This is a genomic window from Providencia sp. PROV210 (genome assembly GCF_028479445.1).
In the GTDB taxonomy this organism is placed as follows: Bacteria; Pseudomonadota; Gammaproteobacteria; order Enterobacterales; family Enterobacteriaceae; genus Providencia; species Providencia rustigianii.
This window is the reverse complement of the sequence record NZ_JAMPNQ010000007.1, coordinates 53,400-68,999: the sequence shown is the minus strand read 5'-3', so window position 1 is coordinate 68,999 and position 15,600 is coordinate 53,400. Positions and strand designations below refer to the sequence as shown.

The window sequence follows — 15,600 nt, the reverse complement described above, 5'->3', positions numbered from 1 at the left end:
TTTTCTGTATTACGAAGTAACCATTCTGGAGTAACGCATTTGAGTACCCAGTTTTCTGACCAATTACTACATGATATTTTGGATCAAGTTCGCCCGTTGATAGGTCAAGGGAAGGTTGCGAACTACATTCCAGCTCTTGGCTGTGTTCCTTCACATCATTTGGGTATTGCGGTGTATACCGCAGAAGGCGATATTTTTACTGCTGGTGATGCACGGATACGCTTCTCTGTTCAGTCTATTTCTAAAGTCCTAAGCCTAACGCTGGCGATGACGCGCTATGAAGAGCAAGAAATTTGGAGCCGTGTCGGCAAAGAGCCGTCAGGTTTGCCTTTCAACTCATTGATTCAAATAGAAATGGAAAAAGGCATTCCCCGTAATCCATTTATCAATGCGGGAGCGATTGTGATTGCGGACATGCTGCAATCCCGTCTTAGCGCTCCGAAACAGCGAATGCTGGAGTTTGTTCGGAAATTAGCTTGCGAGCCTAATATTAGCTATGACATTGCTGTTGCTCGCTCGGAAATGGAACATGCTAGCCGTAATGCGGCAATCGCGTATTTAATGAAATCTTTTGGTAATTTTGAAAATGATGTTTTAACTGTGTTAGAAACTTATTTTCATTATTGCTCTCTAAGTATGAACTGCGTTGAGCTGGTGAAATGTTTTTCCTATTTGATGGCTCAGGGGGAAACAGCTTGCTCAATTGACCCGATAATCACGCCGTTACAATCTAGGCAAATCAATGCGCTTATGATGACTTGTGGCATGTATGATGGCTCTGGAGAATTTGCATTTCGAATTGGAATGCCCGGTAAATCAGGGGTCGGTGGCGGTATTGTTTGTGTGGTTCCGAATCAATTCACAGTGGCGGTTTGGGCGCCGGAATTGGATTTAGCGGGAAACTCTTTGGTGGGATGTGCCGTCTTAGAATTACTTGCGAAACGAATTGGACGTTCTGTTTTTTAATTATCGTTCTATCAATAGAAAGATAATCAACGAGGAGATTTTATGTTGCGCCGTACTTTCATTGCATTTTCATTACTGGCATTTGCAGCTACGAGCCAAGCGGCTGATTATAATTGTGCCGTGACGCCAAAAGATGATATTTTTATGACGCCAGATAGCGTCCAAGTTGTTGGGCAGAGTGGGGATTTAAAAATTACGCCAAACGGCGATGTTACCCTGAATGGTAAAAATGTTGTGCTGACCGCTGAACAGCAGCAGCAAGCATTGCGTTACCAGTCGGCTATCCGACAAGACCTTCCATGGATAAAAAAAGAGTCTGAGCAGAAATTGTCTGCATCCAGAAAGTCACTGGATAAAGTGGTCGCAAAAGTGGTTGGCAACGAGAGTAATATTCGTAACCGTTTAACGAAACTCGAAAAAGATTTAAATGGTCAGATTGACCAGATCATTGAAACTCGTCCAAATGGCTATGTTTTCCATCATCAAGGTATTAAGAAAGTAGAAGCTAGCGGACGTCAGCTAGTGAATGAAAGCTTAGGTGGCATCTTACAAGACAGTATCAATGAGATGGGCCGTAAGCAGCTAATGGCTGGTGGTGATACCAATGCACTGTTGCAAGGTATGCTGGGTGGTTTAGGTGGCTTACAGCAGGAAATTGAAGGCGAATGGAAAAACCAAGAAAATAGTTTCCAGCAGTTTGGCCAGCAAGTTTGCACCAAAGTAACGTCATTAGAGCAGCAACGAATCAGCTTACTTAATTCAATCAAAGCTAACTAGTTAACTTCTATCTCTAATTTTAAAAGTAGCAATCAGGAAATGGCTTGCTGCTTTTTTATATCAAAAATAAAGGATAAACTATGATGCAAATAACATAAACGAAAACAATAGTAATAATCATTATCATTTAATTGACTTATTAGTAACTCTCCTTAGAATGCGGGTTTGGCTTAACGACTAAATCGGTGTCATTCATATGAAAAAATTTATTCCAGCTGTACTCATTTCTATCCTGTCATTCTCCGCACCTTACGCACTGAGTGCTGAATCTACTGCATTTACACCTAACGCAATCACTGCACAAGGTACGGATAAAGTGACTGTTAAGCACCTCTCCGGTGAAACTGACGTGGTTAAAAAACCACAAAAAGTAGTGCTATTTGATTTCGGTATTTACGACTCAATGCAAAAGCTTGGGCTAGGGGATAAGGTTGTTGCATTGCCAACGGCTAATGCACCCGCTTATGTGAAGGCCGGAATTCCTGCGACAATGAAAAATGCGGGTGGCATGAAGCAGCCAGATTTAGCTGAAATTGAAGCACTAAAACCCGATTTAATTGTGATCACGGGTCGCCAAGGCAAATCTTATGAAGCACTGTCAAAAATTGCGCCGACATTGAATTTAGGTTCTGATAGCAAAAATTATATCGATTCGGTAAAAGCGAACATCAGCTTAATTGGCGAATTGTACGGTAATCAAAAAGAAACTGCGGAGCAGTTAGCGCAATTGGATAAAACTATTGCAGCAGCGCAACAAAAAGCAGCTGCTTCCAACAAAAAAGTATTGGTTTTACTGCATAACGACGGCAAGTTAATCCCGAATAACCAAGCAGTTGTTTATGATGTAGTTAAAGCTCAACGTGCTGAATTACCGCTTCAAGCAGATGCTGATAAATCAAAACGTCGTGTCGTGGACACCAAAACTATTGCTCAAGCAGATCCGGATGTCATTTTAATTGTGGATCGTAGCGAAGCGATTGGTGCAGGTAAGCTGGATAAAACGGTATTTGAAGACAAAAATATCCAAGAAACCAAAGCGTATAAAGATGGCAAAATTACCTATCTGCAATCTGATCTGTGGTATCTCTCTGGTGGTGGCTTAGTCAGCTTAACCGAACAAATCGATGCAGTGACTAAAGCACTGTAATTGATAAAATCAGTTATTATTCTCAAGAGAAAGCCAGCATTCAGCTGGCTTTTTTCATGCTGAAAATTATTCGTTACCTACTCATCTCCTAAAAATAGCTCCAGCAGAGTGTTTAAGAATAATTTACCATGTTCAGTAATTTGCCATTCATCAGCGGTTTCCGTGATATAGCCTTTGGCTAACGCTTCATCAATAGCGGAACGTACCACAGACTCAGGCAGCCCTGTATATTCCGTAAATTCACTACGAGGCATTGATTCGAGTAACCGAAATCGGTTCATAAAATATTCGAATGGACGGTCTTCATTCTCAACATTGTAACGGTTATCGAGATAACGACCTTCCATATAACCCCGTGGGTGTTTGGTTTTTACCGTGCGTAAAATTTGCCCATCGGTGGACGTGATTTTCCCGTGAGCACCGCAACCAATTCCGAGGTAATCCCCAAATCGCCAATAATTTAAATTATGCTGACATTGATAACCGGGCTTTGCATAAGCCGAAGTTTCATATTGCTGATAGCCTGCAGCTGACAGTAATTTATGACCTTCGGTGTAGATATCCCACAGTGTGTCATCATCAGGAAGAGTAGGCGGTCGCGAACCAAATTGGGTATTTGGCTCGATAGTTAACTGATACCAAGAAAGATGCGGTGGCGCGAGCTCAATCGCTTGGCGTAAGTCAGATAAACCTTCATCGCGAGTTTGAGAGGGGAGACCGTGCATCAAATCTAAATTGAAACTACGTAAATGCAAGTTAGTTGCCAGTTTGGCTGCACGTTTTGCTTCATCAGGACCATGAATGCGCCCAAGCATAATCAGTTTATCGTTGCCAAAACTTTGAACACCAATAGAGATTCGGTTGATCCCTGCGGCTTGGTAGCCAGCAAAACGTTCGGCTTCTACTGTTCCGGGGTTGGCTTCCATCGTCACTTCGGAGTCAGGATCAAGATTTACACGCTGACGAACGCCATCCATCAGCATCTGCATGGATTTAGCACTGAGCAAGCTTGGCGTTCCACCACCGATAAAAATCGTTTTGACTGGACGGGAGCCTATTAGCCCCACGTCGCTATCAAGATCGTGCAGTAAGTGCTCGACATACTCAACTTGGGGGATCTCCCCCTTCATTGTATGTGAATTAAAATCACAATAAGGGCACTTTTGTACACACCAAGGAATGTGGATATACAGGCTTAACGGGGGAAGCTTAAGCATTTTTTAGGGCATCCAACATCATGGCTAAGGCTTTACCGCGATGGGACACCGCTTGTTTTTGTGCTTTAGTTAACTCCGCAGAAGTACAGCCCAATTCGGGGACATAGAAAATAGGATCGTAGCCGAATCCACCTTGACCTTTAGCTTCACGGGTTAATATGCCGTGCCAGCGACCGTGAAAGACTAATGGAGTAGGATCCTCTGCATGACGCAGGTATACCAAAACACAGTTAAATTGTGCCTGACGTTGGTTATCAGGAATATCTTTCATGGCATCGAGAAGCTTGTCTAGATTTTGCTGATCACTTGCCTCTTCTCCAGCATAACGCGCGGAGTAGATCCCTGGAGCTCCACCTAATGCATCGACGGAAATACCTGAATCATCAGCAATTGCAGGTAAGCCTGTTTGTGCTGATGCATGGCGAGCCTTGAGAATAGCATTCTCAATAAAGGTCAATCCGGTCTCTTCTGCGGACTCAACCCCAAGGCTGGTTTGTGCCACGATATCCATACCGAAATCCCGCAGTAAATCGGCTAATTCATTCACTTTGCCCGGATTACCGGTCGCTAAAACTACTTTTTGCATCTTTTACATCTTCCCTTACATAATGCCAATAGAGAACAGCATGGCGGTTAATGATGGGTCAATCATTAAAGAGACATCAACACGCAGGTAGTTCAGGGCTATCAAAATAAACATGACAATCATGGCTGAAAAATCTAATCCGCCCATCGCAGGAATAATGCGGCGAATTGGTGCCATTAGAGGTTCAGTTAATTGGAATAGCAGGTAATCAACGGGATTACGACCTTGGCTAACCCAGCTTAAAATAGCGCGGATTAGGATCATCCAGAAAATCAGTTTACCTATATAAGTTAGTAGTAAAATCAGCGCCATAGGCAGTAAAGTAAGCCCTATCGCTGGGAGCATATTGGTTGCCCACATCCCAAAGATAATATCGGCAATGGCGAGCACAAATGCGACGAGTAATGTGGCGGTGTCGATAGAACCCACGGATGGAATTAGGCGACGTAGTGGCCCAACAATCGGCTGAGTTGCTTTGACGACAAACTGTGAGAATGGGTTATAAAAGTCCGCACGAACACACTGCATCCATACTCTGAGCAAAAGCACAAAGATATACAGTTGGAATAGGGTGGTAACAATAAAAACGAGAGTCTGCATGGCTTGTCCCAAAAATTAATTAAAAAAGTTTTTCCATCTCTTCCGCTCTATCAATCGCGCTTTGCATAGCTTTAGCGACAGTTTGCGGTAGATTACCATTATAAAATTGCTCTAAAGCCATAGCGGTAGTGCCGCCTTTAGAGGTGACTTGTTCACGTAATGTAGAGAATGCAGTGTCACCCTGTGATTTAGCTAGCGCAACGGAGCCTTCAATGGCATTAAGCACTAATTCACGAGCTTGTTTTTCATCGTAGCCAAGTTGCTCTGCTTTTTGCTGCATCGCTTCCATAAACAGGAATAAATAGGCTGGAGAGCTACCGGTTACTGCAATGATATTATTAATTTCTTTCTCTTCAGTACACCAAGTTGTACTGCCAACACTTTCCATTAACTGTTGGGTAAACTGTTTATCATCTTCAGTGACATTCGATTGAGCAAACAGGCCACTGACACCTTTACCTACCAGAGATGGGGTATTGGGCATAATGCGAACAAGGTGTAATGGATGTGCAAAATAGTCATTATAACGATCCGCTGGAATCCCCGCGGCGATGGTTAAAATAAGTTTATTGTCCAGATTATCTAGCTGTTGTAACGGTTCACAGACCTCTTTCATCATTTGAGGTTTGACTGCCAAAACAATCACTTCAGCTTGCTGCGCAGCGGTTAAATTATCATTGGTACTGATAATGCCGTATTGCTGTGCCATCTTATCGCGTCGGACGGGGGTCGGGGAACACACGGTGATCATTGATGCTGGGTAACCATGAGCCACGAGACCCGCAATAATGGCATTCGCCATATTCCCCGCGCCAATAAAGGCAATTTTGCGATGTTGCATGTTGTTCTCCTAAAATTAATTATGGTACTGACGAGCACCAAAAATGGCGGTACCAATGCGAACAAGGGTCGACCCGCAGTGGATAGCAGCGGCCATATCATCAGTCATTCCCATCGATAAAGTATCAACGGTAGGATAGCTCTTTTTCAACTGTTGAAAAGCCTGTTCCATTTGTCGAAACGCAACACACTGGCGCTCATAATCAGTTTCGGGTGCAGGAATAGTCATTAAACCTCTCAGCACCAGATTCGGTAATTGAGCAACTTGTGCGGCAAGAGCGTCAACGTCTTCAAGTTTGATGCCTGACTTACTGTTTTCATCGCTAATATTAATTTGGATAAGTACATTCAGTGGGGCTTTATTTTGCGGGCGCTGTTCATTTAAACGCTGAGCGATTTTAGCTCGGTCTAATGTGTGGAACCAATCAAAATGCTCTGCCACTAAACGACTTTTATTGGACTGTAATGGTCCGATAAAGTGCCAAACCAGATCGGTTTTATCAGCGAAATATTGGATTTTCTCAACGCCTTCTTGAACATAGTTTTCACCAAATTGGCGAAGACCGGCGTCAATAGCCTCTAAGATGGCTTCACAAGGTTTGGTTTTACTGACGGCTAACAGTGTAATTTCTTGTGGGGAGCGGTGACACTCAGTGGCAGCAAGATTGATGCGAGCGGTGACTTCCGCAATATTATTTTGAATGGTCATTTTTATTCGATACCGTTTTTCAGTTGCTTTCGGTGAATATTCAGAATTAACCCTAGTGTAAAGCAATTTGCGGGAGAACGGCACCTTTGCAGCAACTGAAAGGGTAAAATAAACGTAAAGATGTGTTTTCTAGTAATTCTGTTCAAACCAACTTTCTAAAATCACGACCGCAGAGGCTGAGTCGACCTTACCTTTACTTAAGGCGCGATATCCACCTTGTTCAAATAGACCCGCTTTGGCTTCAACGGTGGATAACCGCTCGTCGTGTAATTTCACTTGCACACCAAAACGTCCGTGAATGCGGTTAGCAAAGTTACGCGCTTGGCTGGTGACTAATTGCTCGGTACCATCCATATTCAGCGGCAGTCCCACAATCACTAATTGAGGTTGCCACTCTTTAAGTAGTTTTTCAATTTGTTGCCAATCTGGTCTGCCATCATTCGCCTTTAACGAGGTGAGGGCGCGGGCGGTTCCTGTAATTTCTTGTCCTACTGCAACACCAATACTTTTGGTGCCAAAATCGAAAGCAAGTAACGTTCTTGCTGACATTATGCGTGCCCCGCTTGCATAGAAATAGTGTGGATATTGATCCCCAAAAGGTTACCTGCCGCTTTCCAACGCTCACTCAGTGGCGTATCAAAAATCAACTTAGGATCAGCATTGACGGTGAGCCAGCTATTTTCCATGATTTCACGTTCCAATTGCCCCGGCTCCCAACTCGAGTAGCCTAATGTCACCAATGAATTCATCGGATGTTGCTCATTGCCCAAGGTCTCTAAAATATCTTTCGATGTGGTTACCATAATATGGTCATTGAGACGTAGACTAGCCGCATATCCAGTGACTGGCGTATGGATAATAAAGCCGTGTTCTTCCGCAACAGGGCCTCCCGCGATCACCATTTTTTCAAGGTTTCGAGAATTAATATGTTCAGACACTGAAATTTCGAGTTTTTTCAGCATCGAAAACACAGAAAAATCTTCAATGGGTTTGTTAATCACTAACCCCATAGCACCATTTTCGTTGTGTTCGCAGATATACACGACGGATTGGTGGAAATAGGGATCCGTGAGTGACGGCATAGCAATTAAGAAATGGTTCTGTAAATTCATAAATGGCAAGCTCAGCGTTTTAGGTTCCTATATAAACTATAACGGATATAGAAAATAACACTAAAGGCAACCCAGAGGGCTGCCTTGTGAGTATCATTTCTTTCACGAAATCACTTATTTTTGTAGACGGCGCTCAATCGCATCCATCAACATACCCGTAATTGAAATATCAAATGCGGCTTCAATTTCACGGGCACAGGTCGGGCTGGTCACGTTAATTTCCGTTAGACGGTCACCGATAATATCCAAACCAACAAAGATTAAACCTTTCTCTTTCAGTGTTGGTGCGACGGCGCGGGCAATTGCCCAATCACTTTCTGTTAATGGGCGCGCTTCGCCACGACCACCTGCGGCAAGGTTACCACGCGTTTCCCCTTGTGCTGGAATACGGGCTAAGCAGTATGGAACGGGTTCACCATCAACGACTAATACACGTTTGTCACCGTCTTTGATTGCCGGTAAAAAATTTTGTGCCATACAATAGCGAGAGTTATGTTCGGTTAAGGTCTCAATAATCACGCCAACGTTGGGGTCGTCTTGCTTCAGGCGGAAGATTGATGCGCCACCCATCCCATCTAAAGGTTTAAAAATAACATCTCCATGCTTTTGATGGAATGCTCTCAGTTTGTCTGAGCTGCGGGTAACAAGGGTATCTGGGGTCAATTCAGGGAACCATGCGGTAAACAGTTTTTCGTTACAGTCACGTAGGCTTTGTGGTTTATTGACGATTAAGCAACCCGCTTGTTCTGCGCGTTCAAGAATGTAGGTCGCGTAGATATATTCAGTATCAAATGGGGGATCTTTACGCATCAAAATGGCATCAAGGTCACCTAATGCAATATCTTGCTCAGATTTGAATTCATACCATTTGTTAGGATTTTCTTCGACGGTAACGATTTTGGTGGTTGCGCGAGCTTCGCCTTGGTGTAAGTAAAGGTCATTCATTTCCATATAATGGATTTCGTAACCGCGACGTCCTGCTTCCAGCATCATTGCAAAACTAGTGTCTTTTTTAATTTTAATGGACGAAATAGGGTCCATTACTATGCCGAGCTTGATCATTTTATCTCCTTAACCCAAGTCACCTAAGCGCACTTGCAGTGCGGTTATAGCGGTTAACGCCGTCGTTTCTGTTCGTAATACTCTTGGCCCCAACAGGATATCAGTGAACTGATAATTCGCTGTCATGGCGATCTCTTCTGTTGATAACCCCCCTTCGGGACCAATCAGCAGTCTAACGTGTTTTAAATCTGCGGGGAGTGTATTCACACTGTGTGATGCCCGCGGATGTAAATTAATTTTAAACGCTCCGTCATTTTCTGCACACCAAGCTTCAAGTGATTGGACGGGACGAATTTCTGGAATACGGTTACGGCCACATTGTTCACAGGCTGCAATAGCAATTTTCTGCCATTGCTGTAATTTTTTCTCAAGCCTTTCTCCATCAAGACGAACGCCGCAACGTTCTGAAAGCAGCGGAGTGATCGTATTAACGCCTAATTCCACAGACTTTTGGATGGTGAATTCCATTTTTTCTCCACGGGACATAACTTGCCCAAGGTGGATATCTAATGGGGACTCGCGGTCATCAAGGGTACTACTTTCAATGTGGACAAAAACACTTTTTTTTGTCGCTTCAGTAATTTCAGCGCTGAAGGTATGGTTGCTGCCATCGAATAACTCGATTTTTTGCCCTACAGACATGCGAAGAACTCGCCCCACATGGTGTGCTGCATCATCACAAAGAGAAATGGTGGTATTGGTTTGTAATGGCTCTGGGTGATAAATGCGTGGGATGCGCATGATTTTTCCTTAGTCGATAATCAAGATAACTGTTGCAGGATATGGGGACTCAATCCTAAAAAGCAAGAGCAAGAGGATAGTTTATAACTAAAACGAGGTGTTTTTTGCTTAGTCTGTGCCTTGAGGTTGAAAGTCATTTAACCGTCGATAAAACCGACGGTTAACCACGAAATTATGGTGTTGGTTTTTCCTTTAAGCCCCGTATATTGAAAGGCAGTTTTACATAGGTTTAAGGAAAAACCATGGATACGTTCTTGAATGGGTTATGGGTAACGGGTTTGTGTTTTATCTCTAGCGGGTTAACGTCGAAATTACTGTTGCATATCCCCAATCGTTATTTAGGTCTTCCGAGTATCTCCATTAACGGCATAACTTTATTGATAGCTTATTCTGGTGTGGGTAGCGTGGGGCTGCTTTTAGGATATTCATCATTTTCTATTCTGATGCTGTTTTTATTCCTCAATTTGGCTCTTCCTCTATTTTTTATCGATTTAAATACAGGCTATTTACCCAATATTTTAACCTACTCATTGTTATGGGTAGGGTTGCTTTATCAGGGGATTTCACTCAATGGAAATCTGATTTCTGCATTTTACGCGTTGATATTGAGTTATGTCCTGCTGGTGGTAATGACCACTATTATGGAAAAAATACGTAAACGTCCACAAATGGGGCGAGGGGACTTCAAATTAATTGCGGCGTGTTCAGCGTGGCTAGGATTGCTGGATTTACCTTATTTTCTAGGGTTATCTGCCAGTTTGGGAATAGTGCATTTTATAGCTCTTTGTATCAAGACCAAGGGAACTCTGGTTTCCAGTATTCCCTTTGGTCCAGCGATTATTTGTAGTGCAATGGTTTGGTTATTTGTCTCCATGTCGCCTAATTAGCGGCAGAAACCAAGGAATCTAAAAATTTCGACCATTTATCCGGCTCGCCTAGGTAATTTTGCAGAGGGACTCGTAGCCATTTATCTTGTTGCTGAATTAATAGCGTTGGAAAGCCAGATGCCCCAGATTGGCTGAGCAGTTGCTTGCTATTTTGAATATGGGTATTGGTTTCCGATTGTGTACATTCAGCATAATCTTGCTGGAATTTCTGGTTATCTAAGCCAATTTCCTGTGCGATTTCGGTTAATACCTCGGGTTGTCTTATTTGGCGTCCGGCAACGTAGTGGGCTTGCTGCAGCGCTTTCAACATCTCGATGCCTTTATCTTGCTTTGTGGCTGCCAAAATAGCGGTTTGAGGTGGTGCAGAATCCATAACCACATTCGGTTGATGCAACATATTTATGTAGCCATCGCCAAAAACTTGGCCGGTCATTGCGGCAATGCGTTTGTCTGATTGCAGAATGTATTGGCGGAATTGGTCATCAAGATGCAATCGTGCATCGCCAGCTAGCATACCGCCACCGTGTAATTCTAATTGGATATTAGGGTGGTTTGCTGCAATGGCAATTAAAGGTGCCGCGGCATAGCACCAGCCACAGTAAGGGTCATAGATATAGTGTAGGGTTATTGTATTCATGTTTTTATACTCTTAATAATCGGTTTCTTTAATCATATGCAAGCTGACGGAAAATCGCTGATAAATCTGTGCGATTTCCGTGACAGCTTAAAAATTAATGGCTTATTGTGGCCACTGCATTTCACCTTTAATGACTTTAGCACTTAATTCTAAACTGGATTTATCATCCAATTTCGGGTGGCTGGTTTCCATTTTTTTGATCAGTTCAGCGGAGTTTTTGCTCTGGCTGTTCGCTTTCTCGAAGTCAGTTAAATACTGTTGGGTAAAGGTCACGGTAGATAAATCCATTTTTGATTTACCTGTAAAGTGCCCCGGAACAACGGTAATTGGCTTCAGCGCTTTAATGCTTTCTAACGTTTGCTGCCAGTTTTGGCGAGATTGTGGAGTTTGGGTATCGGCAATCCAAACATGAATATTGTCAGAAACCACCACACCACCAACAACCGCTTTTAATGAAGGAACCCAAACATAACTTCTATCTGGGGATGCGCCATCCAGCCCTTTTATTTCTAATTTTTCACCGTCGACGGTGAAACTATTGGCTTGGATCACTTCAGGCACGACGACTTTGCTTGGTGCTTCATTTTTCAAAACATCACCCCAGTACGCCAACTTGCCATCTTTAGTGGCATTGATTGCATCGACAGTGTGCTGTGTCGCAACGACTTTGGCATCAGGAAAAGCTTTAGTGAGTGTTTCTAAACCAAAATAGTAATCGGGATCAGAGTGGCTGATATAAATAGTAGTGAGTTTCTTATTCAGCTTTTTAATTTTATCCACTAATTGTTGCGCATCGTTATTTTGGAACTGAGCATCAATGAGCACCACTTCTTTATCGCCACTGATGATTTCAGAGGAAACAGGAAATACGCTGTTATTACCTGGGTTATAAACCTCTAAAGTTAAGTTTGTTGCATGTGCAAACTGGGTGGCAGAGGCAAGTGTGATAGCAGTAAATAAAGTCGATAATTTCATGTTATATCCTAATGTTGTGTAAGGTTGTGTGCCTGATTTGGCTTGGTGTGTATATTAAATTGCAATTGAACTAAGAAAAACGCCATAATCAGGTCATCTTTGTTGCATAAATCGGACAAATAGCATGGATAGACTGAAGGCAGTGCAGGTTTTTATTACTATCGTCGAGCAAGGGAGTTTGAGTGGGGCAGCAGATAAGCTGGATATGTCCCGGGCAATGGTGACTCGTTATTTAGCGGAAATGGAGCAGTGGGCTGGGGTTCGCTTACTCAACCGTACTACGCGGCGGCTGAGCTTAACGTCAGCGGGAGAAAGTGTGTATCAGCAATCTTTGCAATTGAATGCTATTTCGCTAACGCTTCCTGTGCAGCAAAAACACAATACTAAAGATTTGGCAGGATTAGTGCGAATTAGCTGCTCTCAGTCAATTGCGCAAAGTGCGTTATCTCTGGCGATTAGCGAATTCCTTCAACTTTATCCTAACATGATGATCGATATGCAAATCTCCAATAAATCAGTGAATCTGATTGAAGAGCGTATTGATTTGGCGATCCGCATTACGAATCAACTTGAACCTAGTCTGATAGCGAAACCGTTATCTACCTGCCATTCTGTAATTTGTGCGTCTCCCGCTTTTTTGAAAAATAAAACGTTACCCACTCAACCCGAAGATTTGGCGCTATTAGAATGCCTGACATACAGCTTTTTTGGTCGTAGTTTGTGGAGTTTTGAAAAAGAAGGAAAAACCTCGACAGTATTGGTGGATGGCCGGTTAAGTGCGAATGAATCCGTATTCTTGATGGAGGCAGCGTTAAATGGTGCAGGCATTGCCATGCAACCTTATTATTCTGTTGCCAAGTATCTGCAATCAGGGGAATTAATCCAACTATTACCTGATTATACCCCTATGCCATTGGGTATTTATGGAGTGTATACCAGCCGCCAACATATGCCGACACCACTCAGAGCGGTCATCGATTTTCTAGCGAATTGGTTTAATACTTCCTCCCATTGGCACTCATTGATGCAGCAGGGCTAAGGATAAATCCTGCTCAATTTGCGTAAATGATTGCTGCAAATGTTCCGTAAATATTTGGGTAAGTTGCGAAGAAGGTCGATGATTTGGCGTGATTAAACTCACTGTAAAGGGAATGGAGAAACTCAGTGGACGGATCACCAGTTTACCCGATGATTGCTGATGGAAATCCAACGCAGTTAATGGGTTAACAATCGAAACGCCAATGCCCTTTAATGTCATTGCACAAATTGACGAGGCGGAATGAGTTTCCATCACCATTTTTCGCGTCACATGATACTCAGAAAAAGTGGTGTCAATCAATTGGCGATAGCTATCTGTTAATGAAAGACTAATAAAGCGCTCGCCATGAAAATCATGGGGAGTGAGTACGGTTTTCTCTTCAAATGGATGCCCTACAGGTAATACACAGACTTCATTTAATGACCCTAATGTTAATTGTTCAGTACCCGGTGGAGTTTGTAAGTGCTCAGTTAATCCTACATCGTAGCGTTGGGCGGATAGCCATTCTTCAAGTACGGGGGATTCTTGGGGGATTACCGTTAAATTGACATCAGGGTAGCAACTCATAAAGGATTGGCAGACTTGAGGAAGCAAGGATTGTGCAAAAGCGGGTAAGCAAGCAATGGAAATTTGCGCATGTTCAAAACGACGAATGGTTTCTGCCGAGTTTCTGATGCGCTCTAAGCCATAGTAAGAGTGTTCAACTTCTTCATGAAAACGTAGCCCTTGGGCGGTGGGATGCAAGCGACCTTTCACGCGATCGAATAATTTAAATTGCAATAAATATTCAAGGCGAGCTAGCTCTCGGCTAATCGTTGGCTGAGAGGTATTCAGTAAAGCTGCGGCTTCCGTTAAGTTTGGGGTGGTCATTACTGCACGAAAAATTTCAATATGCCGCCAAGAAATTGCCTGCATCTCCATTCCTTTTAAATTCATATCAAATATGAATAGACTTTAGCAAAAAGGATATTTTTTTTCCCGATTTATTTATCGAATAATCGAACGCATTATAATAAAGCTTGCTAACGAGGATTCGATGACAACATTCGCCAGCACGACCAGCCAATATCTTACCCCTGAACACCTACGTGCATTACCTGCTCAATTTGGTACGCCGGTTTGGGTATATGACAGTGAAGTGATTGTTGAGCGTATTAAGCAATTACAATTATTCGATACAGTGCGTTTTGCACAAAAAGCCAGCTCGAATATTCATATTCTTCGTTTGATGCGAACCCAAGGCGTGAAAGTGGATTCGGTCTCGTTAGGGGAGATTGAGCGTGCGTTAGTTGCTGGTTTTCAACCGGGGAGAGCGAAATCAGAGATCGTCTTCACCGCGGATGTATTAGATCCAGCAACATTATATAAAGTCACCGAATTAGATATTCCAGTCAATGCTGGCTCTATCGATATGCTGAAACAAATTGGCGAATATAAAGCGGGGCATCCTGTTTGGCTGCGTATTAATCCGGGATTTGGGCATGGTCATAGCCAAAAAACCAATACGGGCGGTGAAAATAGCAAACATGGTATCTGGCATCATGATCTGCCTGAAGCGCTAGCTATTATTCGTCAATATAATCTGAAGCTCGTGGGTATTCATATGCACATTGGCTCTGGTGTTGACTACCAGCATCTTGCGAATGTGTGTGATGCGATGGTGGAGTTAGTCATTTCCGCTGGCGTGGATATTGACGCTATATCTGCGGGCGGTGGCTTATCGACGCCATACCGTGAGCAGGATGAGCTGATTGATGTCGCGCATTATTACAGCTTATGGAACAGTGCCCGTCAGCGTATTGAGCAACATTTAGGGCATAAAATTGAACTGGAAATTGAACCAGGTCGCTATCTGGTTGCCGAGTCTGGCGTTTTATTAGCACAAGTCCGTGCGGTAAAAAATATGGGCAGCCGTCATTATGTGCTGGTGGACAGTGGATTTAATGATCTGATGCGCCCAGCGATGTATGGCAGCTATCACCATATTTCTGTTTTACCTGCGAATGGGAACAGTGTGGAAAATCAGCCACTGAAAGAGACAATTATAGCGGGACCTCTGTGTGAATCAGGCGATGTATTTACTCAGTTAGAGGGTGGAATGGTAGAAACCCGTTTATTACCTGATGTGAAAGTCGGAGACTTTTTAGTTTTCCATGATACGGGGGCTTATGGTGCATCGATGTCTTCTAACTACAATAGTCGACCATTATTGCCTGAGGTTATGTTCGTTGACGGAAAACCCACATTAATTCGTCGTCGTCAGACCATCCAAGAGTTATTGGCTTTAGAGTTATAATATCATCAT

Annotated in this window: 18 protein-coding genes; 6 read left to right on the top strand and 12 right to left on the bottom strand. The window is 43.2% G+C overall.

Going from position 1 to position 15,600, the window contains the following annotated elements; all coding sequences use genetic code 11:
* The first annotated feature begins 39 nt into the window (after nt 1-39).
* From glsB to PR761_RS07200, 3 genes are all read left to right on the top strand, one after another.
* Nucleotides 40-966, top strand: a complete 927-nt coding sequence (gene glsB, locus PR761_RS07210; protein WP_039855658.1) for a glutaminase B — start codon at nt 40-42, stop codon at nt 964-966.
* 42 nt (nt 967-1,008) lie between these two features.
* The gene (locus tag PR761_RS07205) at nt 1,009-1,743 is read left to right on the top strand and encodes a DUF2884 family protein (protein ID WP_112836296.1); all 735 of its coding nucleotides are present in this window, start codon (nt 1,009-1,011) and stop codon (nt 1,741-1,743) included.
* A gap of 196 nt (nt 1,744-1,939) precedes the next feature.
* A complete protein-coding gene (locus PR761_RS07200) occupies nt 1,940-2,890 on the top strand; it encodes an ABC transporter substrate-binding protein (RefSeq protein WP_115164024.1) in 951 nt (316 codons plus the stop codon).
* Nucleotides 2,891-2,967: 77 nt separating this feature from the next.
* On the opposite strand, the gene hemW is transcribed toward PR761_RS07200, so the two are convergent.
* The 9 genes from hemW to rsmE form a co-directional block, all read right to left on the bottom strand.
* Nucleotides 2,968-4,107 carry a radical SAM family heme chaperone HemW gene (hemW, locus tag PR761_RS07195; protein ID WP_154611260.1) on the bottom strand — a complete coding sequence of 380 codons (1,140 nt, stop codon included), beginning with the start codon at nt 4,105-4,107 and terminating at the stop codon, nt 2,968-2,970.
* Entirely contained in the window at nt 4,100-4,693 is a 594-nt protein-coding gene (rdgB, locus tag PR761_RS07190; RefSeq protein ID WP_115164026.1) for an RdgB/HAM1 family non-canonical purine NTP pyrophosphatase, read from the bottom strand. The genes hemW and rdgB overlap by 8 nt, the downstream gene beginning before the upstream one ends.
* Before the next feature lie 15 nt (nt 4,694-4,708).
* Nucleotides 4,709-5,293 (bottom strand): YggT family protein, encoded by a 585-nt coding sequence (locus PR761_RS07185; RefSeq protein WP_115164027.1) that lies wholly within the window; start codon nt 5,291-5,293, stop codon nt 4,709-4,711.
* A 19-nt stretch (nt 5,294-5,312) separates the two neighbouring features.
* Complete coding sequence (proC, locus tag PR761_RS07180) at nt 5,313-6,134, bottom strand: pyrroline-5-carboxylate reductase (RefSeq protein ID WP_006815648.1); 822 nt, start codon at nt 6,132-6,134, stop codon at nt 5,313-5,315.
* 15 nt (nt 6,135-6,149) lie between these two features.
* On the bottom strand, nt 6,150-6,842 hold the full coding sequence (locus PR761_RS07175) for a YggS family pyridoxal phosphate-dependent enzyme (protein WP_115164028.1): 693 nt from the start codon (nt 6,840-6,842) through the stop codon (nt 6,150-6,152).
* Nucleotides 6,843-6,971: 129 nt separating this feature from the next.
* On the bottom strand, nt 6,972-7,391 hold the full coding sequence (ruvX, locus tag PR761_RS07170; RefSeq protein ID WP_006815645.1) for a Holliday junction resolvase RuvX: 420 nt from the start codon (nt 7,389-7,391) through the stop codon (nt 6,972-6,974).
* Nucleotides 7,391-7,954: a YqgE/AlgH family protein gene (locus tag PR761_RS07165; protein ID WP_006815644.1), complete on the bottom strand. Its 564-nt coding sequence runs from the start codon at nt 7,952-7,954 to the stop codon at nt 7,391-7,393. Before PR761_RS07165 ends, ruvX begins: the two co-directional genes overlap by 1 nt.
* 114 nt (nt 7,955-8,068) lie before the next feature.
* The gene (gene gshB / locus PR761_RS07160) at nt 8,069-9,016 is read right to left on the bottom strand and encodes a glutathione synthase (RefSeq protein ID WP_006815643.1); all 948 of its coding nucleotides are present in this window, start codon (nt 9,014-9,016) and stop codon (nt 8,069-8,071) included.
* 9 nt (nt 9,017-9,025) lie between these two features.
* On the bottom strand, nt 9,026-9,757 hold the full coding sequence (rsmE, locus tag PR761_RS07155; protein ID WP_039855559.1) for a 16S rRNA (uracil(1498)-N(3))-methyltransferase: 732 nt from the start codon (nt 9,755-9,757) through the stop codon (nt 9,026-9,028).
* A 242-nt stretch (nt 9,758-9,999) separates the two neighbouring features.
* On the opposite strand from rsmE, the gene PR761_RS07150 reads away from it, so the two are divergent.
* Nucleotides 10,000-10,644 (top strand): prepilin peptidase, encoded by a 645-nt coding sequence (locus tag PR761_RS07150; RefSeq protein ID WP_115164029.1) that lies wholly within the window; start codon nt 10,000-10,002, stop codon nt 10,642-10,644.
* Here the strand turns inward: PR761_RS07150 and PR761_RS07145 are convergent.
* Both PR761_RS07145 and PR761_RS07140 read right to left on the bottom strand, forming a co-directional pair.
* Nucleotides 10,637-11,281: a DsbA family protein gene (locus tag PR761_RS07145; protein WP_115164030.1), complete on the bottom strand. Its 645-nt coding sequence runs from the start codon at nt 11,279-11,281 to the stop codon at nt 10,637-10,639. The two genes, PR761_RS07150 and PR761_RS07145, sit on opposite strands and share 8 nt — an antisense overlap.
* Nucleotides 11,282-11,383: 102 nt before the next feature.
* The gene (locus PR761_RS07140; RefSeq protein WP_115164031.1) at nt 11,384-12,256 is read right to left on the bottom strand and encodes an MBL fold metallo-hydrolase; all 873 of its coding nucleotides are present in this window, start codon (nt 12,254-12,256) and stop codon (nt 11,384-11,386) included.
* 124 nt (nt 12,257-12,380) lie between these two features.
* Between PR761_RS07140 and PR761_RS07135 the strand changes: the two genes are divergently transcribed.
* Nucleotides 12,381-13,295: a LysR family transcriptional regulator gene (locus PR761_RS07135; RefSeq protein WP_006815638.1), complete on the top strand. Its 915-nt coding sequence runs from the start codon at nt 12,381-12,383 to the stop codon at nt 13,293-13,295.
* Here the strand turns inward: PR761_RS07135 and PR761_RS07130 are convergent.
* Entirely contained in the window at nt 13,275-14,210 is a 936-nt protein-coding gene (locus PR761_RS07130; protein WP_039855555.1) for a LysR family transcriptional regulator, read from the bottom strand. The two genes, PR761_RS07135 and PR761_RS07130, sit on opposite strands and share 21 nt — an antisense overlap.
* 121 nt (nt 14,211-14,331) lie before the next feature.
* Here PR761_RS07130 and lysA point away from each other — a divergent pair, with 121 nt between their 5' ends.
* Nucleotides 14,332-15,591: a diaminopimelate decarboxylase gene (lysA, locus tag PR761_RS07125; protein WP_154611261.1), complete on the top strand. Its 1,260-nt coding sequence runs from the start codon at nt 14,332-14,334 to the stop codon at nt 15,589-15,591.
* Nucleotides 15,592-15,600 lie beyond the last annotated feature (9 nt).